The sequence below is a fragment of the Rubripirellula lacrimiformis genome (assembly GCF_007741535.1).
GTDB lineage: Bacteria > Planctomycetota > Planctomycetia > Pirellulales > Pirellulaceae > Rubripirellula > Rubripirellula lacrimiformis.
Window position 1 is genome coordinate 269,306 of the sequence record NZ_CP036525.1, and the last position, 14,407, is coordinate 283,712.

Sequence of the window (14,407 nt, forward strand, 5' to 3'; positions counted from 1 at the left end):
GGGGCGGTAGCTCAGTCGGTTAGAGCAGGACACTCATAATGTCTTGGCCGGGGGTTCAAGTCCCTCTCGCCCTACTTTTGGTATCGGACACAATCGGTGCACACCGCGTGCACCGGTCGCGCGATCCGGTTGGCGTCATCTCGCCATTGAACTCAATGGCTTTGCACGCCTTCGATGCAAGCGAGGAACCGATCACGGAAGATTGGGCAAGGACATTCAGTGTTCCTGGCAAACACGGAAGCGTCCTGGGCGGGCCGGTCTTGTCGTATCCCGCTTTGTTTTTTGGTGGGAACGTGTCGTCGTCTGTTGAATCGGAATTCGGAAACACCATGTGCCGCAGCTTGTTTTGGATCGTTGTTGGGTTGCCTCTGTTCTTGGGCGTGATGCCTGTTGGATGGGCGGCGGATAAGAAGATGAACGTGCTGTTCATCTCGGCGGACGATATGAATTGTGACCTGGGCGTGTATGGGAACTCGCAGGTCAAGACGCCGAACCTGGAACGGCTGGCCAAGATGGGTGTGCGCTTCGATCGCGCCTATTGTCAGCAGCCGCTGTGTGGACCGAGCCGGGCCAGCATCATGACTGGGCTGCGTCCGGATACGCTGGACATGCACACGCTGAAGCATGAACTACGCGAGAAGAATCCGGATGTGGTCACGCTGGGGCAAATGTTTCGAAACAACGGCTACTTTTCGGCGCGTGCTGGCAAAATCTATCACTACGGGAACCCGGCTCAAATTGGAACCGACGCCAATGACGATCCGGCGACATGGGACGTGCGATTCAACCCGCGGGGGATCGACAGTCTTCAAGAAGAAAAAATCACACGTTACGGATTGGGGCGACAGAAAGCGGGACTGGGCATCTCCATGGCGTGGTGGGATCCGGTTAGCCGCGATGAAGAGCACACCGATGGTTTGGTCGCTTCGCAGATCATTGAACTGATCGAGCAGAAGAAGGACGAGCCGTTCTTTTTGGCGGCCGGGTTCTTCAATCCGCATTGCCCCTACGTGGCACCGAAACGATACTTCGACATGTATCCGTTAGATGAGATCACGATGCCGGATCTGGAAGCGGCCAAGCGGGACTTGGACGACGTTCCCCCGATGGCGATTAGCCGAGACACCAAGGGTTGGCCGTATTACTTCAAGGACGTTTCCGTCGAAGAGGCGCGGAAGTGCAAGCAGGCCTATTACGCCTGCAATTCATTCGTGGACGCGCAGGTAGGGCGATTGCTGGATGCGTTGGAACAGAATGATCTGCTGGACAGCACCGTCATCGTTTTCTGGTCCGATCATGGATATTTCCTGGGCGAAAAAGGGTTGTGGTACAAGCGAAAGGCATTCGAGCGTTCGGCAAAAATGCCGTTGATCATCGCCGCCCCAGGCTTGGCCAAAGATGCGTCGACGCAAAGCACCGTTGAACTGTTGGATGTGTACCCGACGCTCGCGGATCTGTGCGGGATCGCGCCGCCCGAGAATCTGGAGGGGCAATCGCTGCGGCCTCTGTTGGCTAGTCCGGTAAGCAGTCAATGGAACAAGCCGGCGGTGACTCAGGTCTGGCACGGCAAAGACGCCTGGGGCTATTCAATCCGAACCGACCGCTACCGTTACACCGAATGGCTGGAAGGGAAGGCGGGTCGCGAACTGTATGATCACGCCAACGATTCGGATGAGGTGCACAACCTAGCCGATCATGCTGATCAAGCCGCGACCGTCCGCCAGCTTTCGACGCTGCTGAAGCCCTACGTCCGCCTGCAGCCTCACAAGCGACCGGCCAGTCGTAACTGAAGACGTAGCGGAAGTCGTCAAGACTTTCGTAGATTGAGTGAGCCGCGACGCGTAAGCGGCCGGGAATTCCACCGCTACCCGTGGCCTCACGGCCAGCGGCTCACCCGGGTCGTTGAAGGTTTGACTCAATCGACGAGCCGTCGACGAGTTCCGCGATGCGCTAGTCTTTTTCTATTCGTGCAGTTGCACAAGATCCAAATGGACCTCGCGCATCGGGAGCCAGAAATCGTTCTTGAGTTTGGGATCGTTCGAACGAACGATGTTCAGACTGACCTGCAGCTTTTTCAGGGCGGTGTCGAACTGGCTTTTGGTGCAAGCGGTCCGCTGGATCACTCGTTTTCGTAACGGGCCGGTGTAGGCCGGTTCGAGTCGGATGGCTTGGTACACGTCTTGCGCTAGCGAATCCAGTTGGATGACTGGCTGGAACGTGCAGGGGTAGTGAACGCTGCGGAAGTGTTGCATTTCCATCAGCACCGCATCGCCACCGGGAACTTTGCCGTAAAAGATCGCTTCAGGATAGGTTTGCGGAATGCGGGTTTTCCAATCCCAGACCGCCATCACCTTCGGGCTCCAGCCACCCGCCTTGGGCTTCTGTTCGGACAGGTCGGTGTTGTCCCACAGGGAGGGGTGGGGCGAGTTCTTGCTGCCAAACACCGTGCAGATTTTCTGGTCCAGGACGAAACGATAGGCATCGTCGAATGTCGTTAGCATGATCTTGTCCAGGGCGGATCGTGAGTGGGGCGTGGCTGAGCGTGCTTTTGCCGGATCCGGGCGCACCAACGATTCCCAGCCAAAACTGCGTTCGGACGGGGCGTTGGGCAAGAGAGCGGCGGAGACAAGATGCCAGATCTTCGTAACGGTCATGCATGGACAAAACTGTAACCAACACAGCGGGGTCCGAGCACAGGTGGCGATGATTTTGTTGTGTACGCCAGCGTGATTCAGTAAGCTCACGTGCCTGTGTTTCCTGTTTTGCAACCGCGTATTTTGACTTCGATCCTAGGGATTCTTCATGTATCGATCGGCGGCTTCGCTCTTGTTTGTCTTGATGGTCTCGCTGGTTGCTGCCGCAGCCGATCGGCCGAACATCGTTTTGATCTTCAGCGATGATCAGGGAGTCGACGATGTCGGTTGCTATGGAAGCGAGATCCCGACGCCGAACATCGACCGCATCGCCAAACAGGGCATCCGACTGACCAACTGGTATTCGGCGTCGTCGATCTGTACGCCGTCTAGATACGGATTGCTGACGGGGCGGAACCCATCGCGATCACGGGATCAGTTGCTGTCGGCACTGATGTTCTTGTCCGAATCAGACGCCCATCGCGGCATTCATTCGGACGAACAAACCATCGCCGGTGTGCTCGGCCAAGCTGGCTACACGACCGCTTTGTTTGGGAAATGGCATCTGGGTCACGGGGATCCCGCGTTCATGCCCATGAACCACGGCTTTCAGATCTCCAAAGGCCACACCGGCGGCTGTATCGACTACTTCACGATGACGTACGGCATCCAAGATGACTGGTACGAAGGATCGAAACTGGTTCCCAAGAACGGCTATGCGACCGAACTGATTACCGAGGAAGCGACCGAGTTCCTGGAATCGCAACGGGACGCGACGAAACCGTTCTTTCTGTACCTGCCCTACAACGCACCTCACTTCGGGAAGGGTTGGAATCCGTCGAAGGGCGAGACGGTCAATATCATGCAGGCGCAGGCAAAGGATCTGCAGCGAGTGGCATCGATCCGCGATAAGGTCCGACGCGAATTCGCCGCGATGGTGGTTTCGTTGGACGACGGAGTCGGCCGGGTCATGCAATCGCTGGATCAGACCGGACTGGCCGACAATACGCTGCTGATCTTTTTGACCGACCATGGTGGCGATCCGACCTATGGGGGCAGCAATCGACCACTTCGCGGCGACAAGGCGACATTGTTCGAAGGCGGATTGAAGGTTCCCTGCGTGATGCGATGGCCACAGAAGATTCAGCCGGGGACCGAGAGTGATGCCGTGTTGTCGTCACTGGATCTGTTCCCGACCTTCTGTGAAGTCGCTAGCGTAGACGTGCCGGCGAGCGCGGTGGATGGTCAATCGCTACTGAAACATCTAGTCGACGGTGACCCCGTGCCATCACGCGATCTGTTCTGGCAGACCGGGCAACATGCCGAACTCGATCGTGGCAGCTGGACCGCGCTGCGGCGAGAAAACTTGAAGTACATTCAGGATCAAAAGGGACGCGAGTATTTGTTCGACCTGAAACGAGACCCCAACGAAGAAATGAATCTTCGCCAGCAGGATCCTGTCGCCTTCGACCGAATGCGTGGTCACGCCCGGCAGTTGGCGGGATCGCTCGCGCCGAAAGAGTGAGCGGTGAGGCCGAGTGAAGAAATATACACGCCGAATGCAACGCGGGTTTCTCCGGTGGAGATACCCGCGGTTGCATGTCGCGTGCTTGGACGGGCGTTGAAAATTTGCCCGGCCGGAAATTTGTCCAAGCCGCCGTTTTCATCGTCGGCTTTGGATCCCTAGATGACCACCAAGTGAAGTGGGCAAGGGTGTGACCCGCGATCATTCGGCGGTGTCGACTTCTTCCAGTGCATCCGCTTTCTTCTCGCCTTGCTCTTCGATGGCGTCTGCCTTTGCTTCGCCACTTTCCTCCAGTCGGTCGGCTTTGGTTTCACCCACTTCTTCCACTTGATCAGCTCTCATTTCGCCTTGGTCTTGGACGCTTTCAAGGCCGTTATTGGTCCGGTCGCGGATGTCTTCTGCTGTTTGCTGGGATTGGTCGCGGACATTCTCGGCTTGCTGCTGAGACGCGTCACGCACGTCCTCGGCAACTTCCTGCGATCGGTCGCGGATTTGATCTGCCTCTTGGTCCAGAGCGGACTCGTCGCATCCAACGGCGGCAAGGGTGATCAATGCAGCAAACGGGATGGCGTAAATCTTCATAATCAGATTCCTTCGTAAGGGAGGGGTTAGCAAGCGAACGATGGCTCGCCTGCGATGGCTTTACTGACGGCGAGGTGGAAGCGAATGCTGTGCCAATGGCGGCCTCCAAATTCTGCATCGGATGCCATGCTTGCTTTTTACCGTCCGTGTGGCCGCGGGATGAAAACCTTTGGTCCGTGATCGATCAGGCTGGTGGGTCAGCGGGCACCGGTCGCCGTGGTGGTGGCAACTCTTGAGAAGCCGACTCGGCAATTATCAGGCAAAAAAGGCCTGATTCACGACAAAATGTTGCACCGGCGGACGAATAGGGCTGTCGCCCAGTCGTTTGGCGCGGCGTGTGCATCTGTTGTTTGCATGACGACACGTTCGAGTGGCGTCGCAAAACCGAACACCATGCATACAGGAGAAGCAATGATGCCTAATCGAGAACAAATCAAAGGTCACTGGAACGAAGTCAAGGGACGTCTACAGGAACACTGGGGCCAATTGACGGATGACGACCTGCAACGTGCGGAAGGGTCCGCTGAACGTTTGGTGGGTGTTGTGCAGCAAAAGACGGGTGCCACTAAGAACGAAATCGAAAAGTTCTTGGATGGACTGTTTGGCCAAAGCGTTTCCGATCAAGCCAGCGAAGCGGTTCATCAGTACGCCGATGCCGCACAACAGGCTGCGTCGGAGGCTGCGGTCTACGCACGTGACCACTACCGTCGCCTTGCGTCCCAGACCGAAGACTACTCGGCGAAAATGGTCGATACCGTGCGTTCGCGTCCGGCCGAATCATTGGCGATTGCTTTCGGTGTCGGCGTCGCGGCCGGTGCGTTGTTGTTCTTCGGTAGCAAGAAATAGTCGCTGTTATGACGACTGCAACCCAAGAAAAGTCGGAAGCGATTCGGCGGCGGATGAGCGAAATTCGTTCGGAGCTTCCCTGCGATGTCGATGATGCTCGCCAGCGAGTGCGTCAACTGTCGGATTGGAAGTACCACGTCGCGAAGCGTCCGTTGCCCGTGCTGGCGATTGCTGCGGTCGCGGGTTACTTGCTGATGCCGGCAAAACGCCCTGTCGATCGAGTGGTGATACGCCGCGAAGGTGATGCGGAAGTTGCCGCCACGCCCGCCAAACGAAGTGTGGTGGGTGGCATCGTCGGTGCCCTGGGCACGATCGCTGCTAGACAAGCGACAGCCTACGCCACCGCTCGAATCAGCCAGATGCTTCAACCTGAAAGGCCATCATGATTGCTCCCGCACATTCCATCAATCGATTGTCACCGCCCTACCAAGCACGGATGGTTCGCGTAGCCCGCGCACAGTCCGAACTGACGCAGCCGGAGCCTTCCAAAGCAGAATGGATCCGCCAGACGGTCGGGCGTCACCCTGCCGCAGCGGTAGCGACCGCCTGCCTTGTCGGCTTGGCCATCGGCTGGTTCGTTAAACGAAGAAACGTATAGATCCATGACCAGAAACAATAGTATCCAACGTGTCGCACGCGACGTGATTGACCTTTGCGAATTGCAAATGCAATTGCTGGCCGTCGATAGCCAAGAGGCACGCCGGAAAGTAACCAGTGCCGCGATCCTGGCCGCTGTCGCAGTCCTCGTGGGCGGGTCCGCGATCACAGTCCTGATGATCGGATCGGGGCTGCTGCTGGCCGAGATGACGGACTTATCAGCCGGCGGTGCGATGATGGTGGTCACGTTGTTGGCTTTAAGCTTGACCGCATTGTTTCTGGTGTTTGCAAACAAGGCGCTTCGAGCGGCGACTGCGGCACTAGGCGAAACCAAGTCGGAATTCTCGGCCAACCTGAAATGGTTGAAAGCCACGTTGGTGTCACCAGACGAATTACCGCCGACACCGGGTCGAAGCGGCCAACAAGCTCGGTACGAAAATCCAGACCAACCAATCTATCCTCCGTCCGCCCGACAGTCAGACGACTTCTATTCGTCGAACATGTCGGCACGCCGATAGCGTCAGCACCCCGTAATCGACCTCCATTTTTTCAAAGGAATTCCCATGAGTGAAGCACAAACCTCGAATCCGAACCGATCGGACATGTCTGACCAAGCACGTGCGGCAGCCAACCGCGTTGCGTCCGGAGCCCTCGAATTTGGGCAAGAATCGGCAAAGCACTACGTCCGCGAACCGGCGAAGGATCTGATCTCGTTGGCCAAGGCCTACGCCAAAGACAACCCCGACGTCGCAGCATGCTGGGCGTTCGGTCTGGGCATCGTCGTGGGTTGGAAGCTGAAACCGTAGGACGCAGCGATGCATTCGAAGCGGGGCATTTGGCGGTGTTAGGCAACCTCGCTGTGAAAATTGTTATGCCGTTGAGCGCTGCATTGCACGTTGGCGCGAACGGTTGCCCAAACGAATGATCTCGCACCGATCGTTTGATCGTTGGGTAGTGCCCTACGCGCTGTTGTGGACGCGCGGCCCGATGGGCACGCGGTTAAACGAGTGTTGCCGCTCCGATCGTGTGATAGTGCCCGACGCGGTGGTGTGGGCATGCGGTTCACGAGTGGTACGAGACCAATCGTTTAACCGCTGGGCATCGCCCCGCGCGCTGTTGTGGACGCGCGGCCCGATGGGCACGCGGTTAAACGAGTGATGCTGCGCCGATCATCTGATCGTTGGGTAGTGCCCGACGCGGTGGTGTGGGTATGCGGGCACATGAGTGATACCAGACCAATCGTTTAACCGCTGGGCATCGCCCCGCGCGCTGTTGCGGACGCGCGGCCCGATGGGCACGCGGTTAAACGAGTGATGCCGTACCGATCGTTTGATCGTTGGGTAGTGCCCGACGCGGTGGCGTGGGCATGCGGGCACATGAGTGATACCAGACCAATCGTTTAACCGCTGGGCATCGCCCCGCGCGCTGTTGTGGACGCGCGGCCCGATGGGCACGCGGTTAAACGAGTGATGCCGTACCGATCGTTTGATTGTTGGGTAATGCCCCGCGCGCTGTTGCGGACGCGCGGCCCGATGGGCACGCGGTTAAACGAGTGATGCTGCGCCGATCGTTTGATCGTTGGGCGACAGCTTGCGCGTTGGTGTGGACGCGTAGTCCGCTGGGCACGCGGTTTAGCGCGTGTTGCCAGCGGCGAGTTGGATGTCGGAGCGTCGGCGGACTCTAGAGCCTGGTTTGGCCGGCGACGCCCTGGGTTACTTCGCGGGTGGCGTGGCGGTGGGCTGCTTTGTTGGACCGACGGAGATGACCGTCGCTCCGTCGGGTAACACCATGCCAGGACGAAGTTCCGATGTCGCTGGGTCAAACGGCTTTACCACTACCGCCGAGCCGGCATAGGGATAGGCTGCGCGATAGGGGCGGGTGGTGGGTGCATAGTTGTAGGTCGTCGATGGGTAACTCGAATAACCTGAGTAGCCCGACGAGTACGGATATCCATAAGAGCGGTAACCGAGTCCGCCGTATCCGTAACTGCTGCTTCCAAAGCCGTAGCCGCCAATGCCGCCATAGCCGTACGGATAGCCGCCGCCAATCGACAAGCTGAAGCCGGGTCGCAAGTACCCGAAACTGGACCCGTGGTTCAAGTGGCTACTTCCTGAGTGGCCTGGATGCGACATCCCGCCGCCATGGTGCACGCCACCGCCCGGATGCCCTCCGCCGCCAACATGACCTCCACCGCCAACGTGCCCTCCGCCACCCGGATGTCCTCCGCCGCCAACGTGTCCACCTCCACCGCCATGCCCGCCACCTCCATGACCACCACCGGACCGCTGGGCCATTGCCGCGGGCGCCAGCGAGCTGGCCAAAATGACAGTGAAGGCGAACAGGCTTGGACGAAAGAATCTCATCAACATGACAAACTCCTCTGCGGATTCCGCAGGGTAAAGGGGGGGGGGCAACGCGGTGTGGGTGAGGAAGTTCGAGCTTGTGCGGAGTCTCAAGAAATGAGCAACGCACGATCATTCATTGTAGAAGCTAGTGGCGCGGATCAGGCAATGAATCCCCTCGCCCGCGTTGGCAAGACAAATTCGTGCCCTCGTCCACTCTGACAGGTATTTCCAGAGCATCACCAAGTGCATTCCATGTACCAGTTCGCTACCAATGGGTAGGAATCAAAGCGTTTTGTTAGGCTGAGCCGAAATCGAATCTGGTGTTCGTGTGAGAAGAGATCGAGTCCAGCATCGTCAAGATAGACTGCGCTGCGACGAATCGAACCACTAGGGTTCAGTAGCGATTCAGCACGAGCTAGATTGAACCAAGCGTCATTTCGTATCGTCGGGCGGGCCGAGCCCGCTAGTTTCAGGATCGGGGAAACGAGCCATTGAATATTTTGCTGACCAACGATGATGGGATCGATGCGCCCGGCTTGGCCGCGTTGTACGAATCGATCCAACGTCATATCGATTCATCGATCAGCGTGGTCGTTGTTGCACCAGACCGAGGCCGCAGCGAGTGTGGACACAGCGTCACCACGTCGCGGGCATTGACCGTACAAGAGGTTCGCAAGAATTGGCACAGCGTCGATGGCACACCGGTGGACTGCGTCCGCGTTGCCACCGCGACCGTGCAGCCAGAGATCGACTTGGTGATCTCGGGGATCAATGCGGGCGCCAATCTGGGCGCGGACCTGTTGGTCAGCGGAACGTTCGCCGCGGCCCGCGAGGCGTCGATGCAGGGAATCCCAGCGATGGCGGTATCACACTACCGGCACCCTGAAATCGAATCGACCTGGGATCACGTCGGTGATTGGCTGGGTGACACGATTGCGGAGTTTCTGCGATTGGCGGAGTCGAAGCAACCAATCCCATCTGTCCCGCTGTGGAACGTAAATCTGCCAGCGATCAATCCGAGCGGTCCCCGACCCAATCGCGTGGAATGCGACGTTGACCAACTGTCGATGATTCGCACTGCCAAACGCACTAGCCGAGCGGAGCCTGATCGCATCGAAGTCTGTTTGTTAACCGATTTTCACCGCCGCCCACGAGCGGAGGGCAGCGATGTCGATTTATGCTTCGGCGGACAGATCACGCTGAGTCGCTTGAACCCGCGAATCGTTTGATCCAAGCAACGCGCCGGGCGGTGCGAGAAGCAAACTTTTATCTTGAATCGTACGATTCAACCTCTGGCAGGTTTTCGTTCAATCGTGAGGTTTGCTAGCGACCGCGACGTTGGTTTCGTCCATCGACATGGCCACAGGGGCGGAGCCTTTGGCCGAGATCTCGTGTCGGTTCAATTCGCCGCGAACGATCCGTACGTCGCGAGGCGCTTCGATGCCGATGGCAACGCGGTTGCCGGAGATCCGGTTGATGGTCAAGACGATGTTGTCACCGATGAGCAGTTGTTCGCTTTCTTTGCGGCTTAGGACCAACATGATTTTACTTCCCTGAGAAATTGTGTGATTCGTTGAACTGGACTTAGTACAAACGCCGTGCCAAACCTTCCGATTTTGGGCTCATGATCCGACGAACTGTTGATTCTTTAGCGGAAAACCGCAAATTGCGGATCTTTTCGCTCAAGTTCGTTCCAACAATTTTGCGGTCTGAACCCCATCCTGGATCTGGTGTAGTGGTTCGAATGCGACCACAAAGCGCGATTTGAACCAACCGTCTCGCTTTGAGACACTCTTGGTTGCTTCCCCGCGACACAAGTACTATCGCTGTGCCCTGTGACACGTCTGGTCACAGGCCCTAAAAGAGAGGTTTGCAGTTGAATGCTTGCAAATAGAGGCGGATCACAGTCCGCGGCACGGTGGGTTCACGATGCTCACTGCGACGCTAGGTGCGAGGCCAGCTTGGTGGTCGTTGGCGAGCGGACGATTCCCCGTTCGGTGATGATCGCCGTGATCAGCTCGGCCGGCGTGACATCAAAGGCCGGATTCATCACTTTGGCGGCGTCGGGAACAACTTGAATGCCACCTGGATGGCTGACTTCCGCCGTGGATCGTTCTTCGATCGGAATTTGGTCACCGCTATCGATGGCCAGATCAAACGTGCTAGAGGGAGCGGCGACGTAGAAGGGGACATCGTGATACTTGGCCAGCACGGCCAAGGGATAGGTTCCAATCTTGTTGGCCGCGTCTCCGTTGGCCGCGATGCGATCGGCGCCGACGATGACTGCGTCGATCCGGCCGGTTCGCAGCAGGCTGCCCGCCATCGAATCGGTCAGCACGGTTACCGGGACGCCCGCTTGGCTCAGTTCCCACGCGGTCAGTCGTCCGCCTTGCATCAGCGGGCGGGTTTCATCGGCGAACACTTCGATGGCATGGCCGGATTGGTGCAGATGGTAAATCGGCGCCAGCGCCGTGCCCCACATGGACGTCGCCAAACCGCCTGCGTTGCAATGAGTCAAGACAGCTTTGCAGTCGGCCAGCAGCGTTGCACCGTGACGTCCAATGTCGCGGCACATTTGGCGATCTTCGTCGTGGATTCGAATGGCTTCGGCCAGCAACGTGGCGGCCAGTTCTGCATCGTCGTCGACCGACTGCAGGACTGCTTTCATCCGATCCAGTGCCCAGAACAAATTGACAGCGGTCGGACGGCTGGTCGCCAGGTGATCGATCGCATCCAGGAAGCCTTGCCGAGTGGCGGGGTTGGCTAGGCAGACGCCGTAGGCCGCTGCGATGCCGATCGCGGGGGCGCCACGAACCACTAACCGGCTGATCGCATCGTGGGTCTGGTCGACAGAGTCACAAATGAACGAAACCAATTCGCCCGGCAACTTGGTCTGATCAATCAGAATCAATTGACCATCGACGAACTGAAGAGTTTCGGGGGCTTGGGATGCAGTCGGCATGACACAGAACAGAAAGTGAGGTGCAAGCGAGAATCGATCAGCCGGTCAGTCGACTGATCGGCTGGTCGACTGATCGACTGGTCGACTGGTCGACTGGTCGGCTGGGCAGGCGGTCGCAAAGTTTGACGGATCCACGTGCCGTTTGCGACCAGGGGCATGGTCAGGGCGACGGGCCGCGCCACGCGTCCGATCACAGCCGGCGCCGTCGACGATGCATGCAGCAATGTTTGAACTTTTTGCCACTGCCGCAGGGACAGTCATCGTTTCGTCCGACGCGGCGTTTGCGGCGAGGAACATTGGCTAACAGCCGTTGTGGATCTTGGCGATAGATCTTTTCTAGCATCTGATAGACCTGAGGATGCTTTTCGGCCAAGGTGGCTGGTGAATCAAAGAAGTATTCGGAAAGGACGGCGAAGTACTCGGCCGCGTTGGTGTAGGCATAGTCATTGATGTCTTCGTCGTGCCCCGGTTGGCGGCGCAGTTCCTGTGCGACCCAGTGAATCCAGGGGACGGCGGCGTCATGGCCGGCGACTTCGGCTGCGCCATCGATCGATCCATCTTCTTTGTCGACCAGGTGCGAAAATTCGTGGATGCCGACATTTCGTTTGTCGGTACGGTTGCTGAATCCGGCGATCAAGTCCGGTTTGGACAGGATCATCACACCGCTTAGATGGTAGGCGCCGACCATGCCTAGGGTTCGTCGGTCGGCCCCATCGTCGGTGCTGAAATTGTTGTCGTAGGCGCTCGGGTAGATCAGCACTTCGCCCAAGCCCGAGTATTCCCAGTGGTCGAATCCGAAGATTGGGATCACGGCGCTGGCGGCTACCAGAGCCACGGTGCGGTCATCGACATCGGTGCGGATACCGGTGATGGCGACCTCGTCGACAAACACTTTGACGAGGTTGCGAAACTTCTGTTTGCCTGGATCGTCAAGAGCTTGAAAGAAGGCGACGTCCGTCTGCAGCGTCCGTTCCCAGGTGTCGGGGAACGCGGTCGCGATCACGCGAACCCGACGAAGGGTCGAACGCCTGGACCATGCAAAGGCGACCGGGGCCAACAGTCCCAGCGCCAACCACCACGGTGACGCTAGCGACAGGGCGACCGCGACCGCCCCGACCACGCCGGCGTATCCCAAGGAAATTCGAAAGTTGCGTTGGTCCGATTGCGGGGTGACCAGCATCGTGTGACGTTCCCAGGGATGGTTGGTTTGGTGTTCGATTCACCGTTTGTTTGGAAGGGCAGGGCGGCTTACTGGCTTGGCGGTCGGAACCGATGATTGCCCTGTTTGGCTGCCCGGTGGGTTTCGCGTGTGTCCTGTTCGATGCCCGGGTCACCTTGCGATTCCAGCCATCGATCCAGTTCTTGGGACAGTTCGCTGCGGATCGCCTCGGTCGCGTCGGACTGGCTGGTCGCCAGGTTCTGCATCTCGTACGGATCGGTGCGAGTGTGGTACAGGGTTTCAAAGGGACGTTTCTGGTACCGCTGGACCAACCCGTAGATTTCATCGGATTGGGTCGAGTCCCAAACCCAGGTTTGCCAATACTTGCGTGAAAGCTGGTCCAGGTTCTGGTGCGACATCACGTGCTTTTCGATGTACAGGTTCTCGGGGATCAGGTTGCGGATGTACCGATACTCTCCGTTGCTGATCGATCGGATCGGATAGGGAGGTCCTTCGGGGACGTTGTTGTGGACCGCATACACATATTTTCGATGCGAATCGCTTTCGCCTCGCAACACGGGCAGAAAGCTAGTGCCGTCAAAGTTGTTGGGTTGTTCGCTTCCCCCAGCGACATCCACCAAGGTTGGCAAGACATCGGCGTATTGGACCAATGCATCGGTTCGCTTGCCGGCGGGAACCACGCCGGGCCATCGAGCGATCAACGCGGTATGCAGTCCTGTGTCCCAGTTGGTCCATTTGTTGCCGGGGAACTGCGACCCTTGTTCCGAGGTGAACATCACCAGCGTGTCGTCGGCTTTTCCGGTTTGGTCCAGTGTCGCCAAGATCTCGGCAACTTGTCCGTCCATGTAGGTGACTTCGGCTAGGTAGTGCGAATACGCATCGCGGGTGACCTTGGTGCCGGCAATGTTTGGCGGCAACACGATGTCGTCGGGCGGATACGCCGACGCATCCCCCATCACCCAGGGGACATGGGGATCGACCAAGGCAACCACCAAGCAAAATGGTTCGTCGCCACTGCGTGACATGAATTCTTTGACACCGCCCAGGTCGTGGCTGCGGGTCGGATTGCGAACACAGTTCGGGTCAAATCCCGCGACCGGTTCAAAGGGAAACGCTTTTTTGGGCAGAACGTGTACCTTGCCGGCGATGCCAACGCGGTAACCGAGGCGGCCCATGTGTTGGGGCATGCTGGTGGTTTCGGGCAGGCTGGACGAATGGTTCCACGCACAACCATTTCGCATCGGATATTGGCCCGTGTACAGCTCGGCTCGGCACGGTTGGCACATCGCTTCGGCCAGATACGCATGGTTGAACACCAAACCTTCGCTGGCCAGACGATCAAGGTTCGGGGTTTTCGCGTTCAGCCCACCGTACAGCGACAGATCGTTGTACGTGCAATCATCCGCCATGATGATCAACACATTGGGATGGTCTTGGCCAGTGGCGGACGCTGGAGGCGTAGCGGCGCACAGCAGGCAGGCAACAGAAGCACAGAGCAGGCGGAGTGTTGTCATGGATATCACAGGACACAGAGGATCAGGGCGGGTAGGATCAGGGCGGGTTCCGCCACCCAGTCTAGCCAAATGGGATGCCGGAATCTTGGGCCGCTGCGGAGCGATCGTGGGGGATCGGGTTTCCGCCGGCGAGGCGCTTGGCGACGTGCCTGTGTCAGTGGGGGGGCACACCGCGATTGGGCTTTTCGGCCTGGCAAGACATTCTTTCGATTCCCAATTCGCG

14 protein-coding genes and 1 tRNA gene are annotated in these 14,407 nt (G+C 58.2%); 8 read left to right on the forward strand and 7 right to left on the reverse strand.

The window, feature by feature from the left end; translation table 11 throughout:
* Together K227x_RS00960 and K227x_RS00965 are read left to right on the forward strand one after the other, a co-directional pair.
* Positions 1–74 (forward strand) — tRNA-Ile (locus tag K227x_RS00960).
* 81 nt (positions 75–155) lie between these two features.
* Positions 156–1,790: a sulfatase gene (locus K227x_RS00965; RefSeq protein WP_218933672.1), complete on the forward strand. Its 1,635-nt coding sequence runs from the start codon at positions 156–158 to the stop codon at positions 1,788–1,790.
* A gap of 171 nt (positions 1,791–1,961) precedes the next feature.
* On the opposite strand, the gene K227x_RS00970 is transcribed toward K227x_RS00965, so the two are convergent.
* Positions 1,962–2,501, reverse strand: a complete 540-nt coding sequence (locus tag K227x_RS00970) for an AlkZ-related protein (RefSeq protein WP_145167657.1) — start codon at positions 2,499–2,501, stop codon at positions 1,962–1,964.
* 301 nt (positions 2,502–2,802) lie between these two features.
* On the opposite strand from K227x_RS00970, the gene K227x_RS00975 reads away from it, so the two are divergent.
* On the forward strand, positions 2,803–4,158 hold the full coding sequence (locus tag K227x_RS00975; RefSeq protein ID WP_145167659.1) for a sulfatase family protein: 1,356 nt from the start codon (positions 2,803–2,805) through the stop codon (positions 4,156–4,158).
* 201 nt (positions 4,159–4,359) lie between these two features.
* On the opposite strand, the gene K227x_RS00980 is transcribed toward K227x_RS00975, so the two are convergent.
* Entirely contained in the window at positions 4,360–4,740 is a 381-nt protein-coding gene (locus K227x_RS00980; RefSeq protein ID WP_145167661.1) for a hypothetical protein, read from the reverse strand.
* A gap of 411 nt (positions 4,741–5,151) precedes the next feature.
* On the opposite strand from K227x_RS00980, the gene K227x_RS00985 reads away from it, so the two are divergent.
* From K227x_RS00985 to K227x_RS01000, 4 genes are all read left to right on the forward strand, one after another.
* Positions 5,152–5,586: a CsbD family protein gene (locus tag K227x_RS00985; protein WP_246146415.1), complete on the forward strand. Its 435-nt coding sequence runs from the start codon at positions 5,152–5,154 to the stop codon at positions 5,584–5,586.
* Between the two features lie 8 nt (positions 5,587–5,594).
* Positions 5,595–5,972 (forward strand): hypothetical protein, encoded by a 378-nt coding sequence (locus K227x_RS00990; protein WP_145167663.1) that lies wholly within the window; start codon positions 5,595–5,597, stop codon positions 5,970–5,972.
* Positions 5,973–6,188: 216 nt separating this feature from the next.
* Positions 6,189–6,701: a phage holin family protein gene (locus K227x_RS00995; protein WP_145167665.1), complete on the forward strand. Its 513-nt coding sequence runs from the start codon at positions 6,189–6,191 to the stop codon at positions 6,699–6,701.
* Positions 6,702–6,746: 45 nt separating this feature from the next.
* A complete protein-coding gene (locus tag K227x_RS01000) occupies positions 6,747–6,989 on the forward strand; it encodes a hypothetical protein (protein ID WP_145167667.1) in 243 nt (80 codons plus the stop codon).
* Between the two features lie 906 nt (positions 6,990–7,895).
* Here the strand turns inward: K227x_RS01000 and K227x_RS30130 are convergent.
* Positions 7,896–8,552: a hypothetical protein gene (locus tag K227x_RS30130; RefSeq protein ID WP_218934105.1), complete on the reverse strand. Its 657-nt coding sequence runs from the start codon at positions 8,550–8,552 to the stop codon at positions 7,896–7,898.
* A gap of 467 nt (positions 8,553–9,019) precedes the next feature.
* Between K227x_RS30130 and surE the strand changes: the two genes are divergently transcribed.
* Positions 9,020–9,757: a 5'/3'-nucleotidase SurE gene (gene surE / locus K227x_RS01010; protein ID WP_145167669.1), complete on the forward strand. Its 738-nt coding sequence runs from the start codon at positions 9,020–9,022 to the stop codon at positions 9,755–9,757.
* A 78-nt stretch (positions 9,758–9,835) separates the two neighbouring features.
* On the opposite strand, the gene K227x_RS01015 is transcribed toward surE, so the two are convergent.
* The 4 genes from K227x_RS01015 to K227x_RS01030 all read right to left on the reverse strand — a co-directional run bounded on the left by K227x_RS01015 (position 9,836) and on the right by K227x_RS01030 (position 14,184).
* On the reverse strand, positions 9,836–10,069 hold the full coding sequence (locus K227x_RS01015; protein WP_145167671.1) for a carbon storage regulator: 234 nt from the start codon (positions 10,067–10,069) through the stop codon (positions 9,836–9,838).
* Between the two features lie 392 nt (positions 10,070–10,461).
* Positions 10,462–11,490, reverse strand: coding sequence for an S-methyl-5-thioribose-1-phosphate isomerase (gene mtnA / locus K227x_RS01020; protein ID WP_145167672.1), 1,029 nt, complete (start codon positions 11,488–11,490; stop codon positions 10,462–10,464).
* A gap of 190 nt (positions 11,491–11,680) precedes the next feature.
* A complete protein-coding gene (locus K227x_RS01025) occupies positions 11,681–12,670 on the reverse strand; it encodes a M90 family metallopeptidase (RefSeq protein ID WP_145167673.1) in 990 nt (329 codons plus the stop codon).
* A gap of 68 nt (positions 12,671–12,738) precedes the next feature.
* On the reverse strand, positions 12,739–14,184 hold the full coding sequence (locus K227x_RS01030; protein WP_145167674.1) for a sulfatase family protein: 1,446 nt from the start codon (positions 14,182–14,184) through the stop codon (positions 12,739–12,741).
* Between the last annotated feature and the right edge of the window lie 223 nt (positions 14,185–14,407).

Excerpts from the sequence above, each read along its gene's own strand:
- K227x_RS00965 (WP_218933672.1), top strand. The coding sequence starts at position 156 with ATGGCTTTGCACGCCTTCGATGCAAGCGAGGAACCGATCACGGAAGAT.
- K227x_RS00970 (WP_145167657.1), bottom strand. The coding sequence starts at position 2,501 with ATGCTAACGACATTCGACGATGCCTATCGTTTCGTCCTGGACCAGAAA.
- K227x_RS00975 (WP_145167659.1), top strand. The coding sequence starts at position 2,803 with ATGTATCGATCGGCGGCTTCGCTCTTGTTTGTCTTGATGGTCTCGCTG.
- K227x_RS00980 (WP_145167661.1), bottom strand. The coding sequence starts at position 4,740 with ATGAAGATTTACGCCATCCCGTTTGCTGCATTGATCACCCTTGCCGCC.
- K227x_RS00985 (WP_246146415.1), top strand. The coding sequence starts at position 5,152 with ATGATGCCTAATCGAGAACAAATCAAAGGTCACTGGAACGAAGTCAAG.
- K227x_RS00990 (WP_145167663.1), top strand. The coding sequence starts at position 5,595 with ATGACGACTGCAACCCAAGAAAAGTCGGAAGCGATTCGGCGGCGGATG.
- K227x_RS00995 (WP_145167665.1), top strand. The coding sequence starts at position 6,189 with ATGACCAGAAACAATAGTATCCAACGTGTCGCACGCGACGTGATTGAC.
- K227x_RS01000 (WP_145167667.1), top strand. The coding sequence starts at position 6,747 with ATGAGTGAAGCACAAACCTCGAATCCGAACCGATCGGACATGTCTGAC.
- K227x_RS30130 (WP_218934105.1), bottom strand. The coding sequence starts at position 8,552 with ATGTTGATGAGATTCTTTCGTCCAAGCCTGTTCGCCTTCACTGTCATT.
- K227x_RS01015 (WP_145167671.1), bottom strand. The coding sequence starts at position 10,069 with ATGTTGGTCCTAAGCCGCAAAGAAAGCGAACAACTGCTCATCGGTGAC.
- mtnA (WP_145167672.1), bottom strand. The coding sequence starts at position 11,490 with ATGCCGACTGCATCCCAAGCCCCCGAAACTCTTCAGTTCGTCGATGGT.
- K227x_RS01025 (WP_145167673.1), bottom strand. The coding sequence starts at position 12,670 with ATGCTGGTCACCCCGCAATCGGACCAACGCAACTTTCGAATTTCCTTG.
- K227x_RS01030 (WP_145167674.1), bottom strand. The coding sequence starts at position 14,184 with ATGACAACACTCCGCCTGCTCTGTGCTTCTGTTGCCTGCCTGCTGTGC.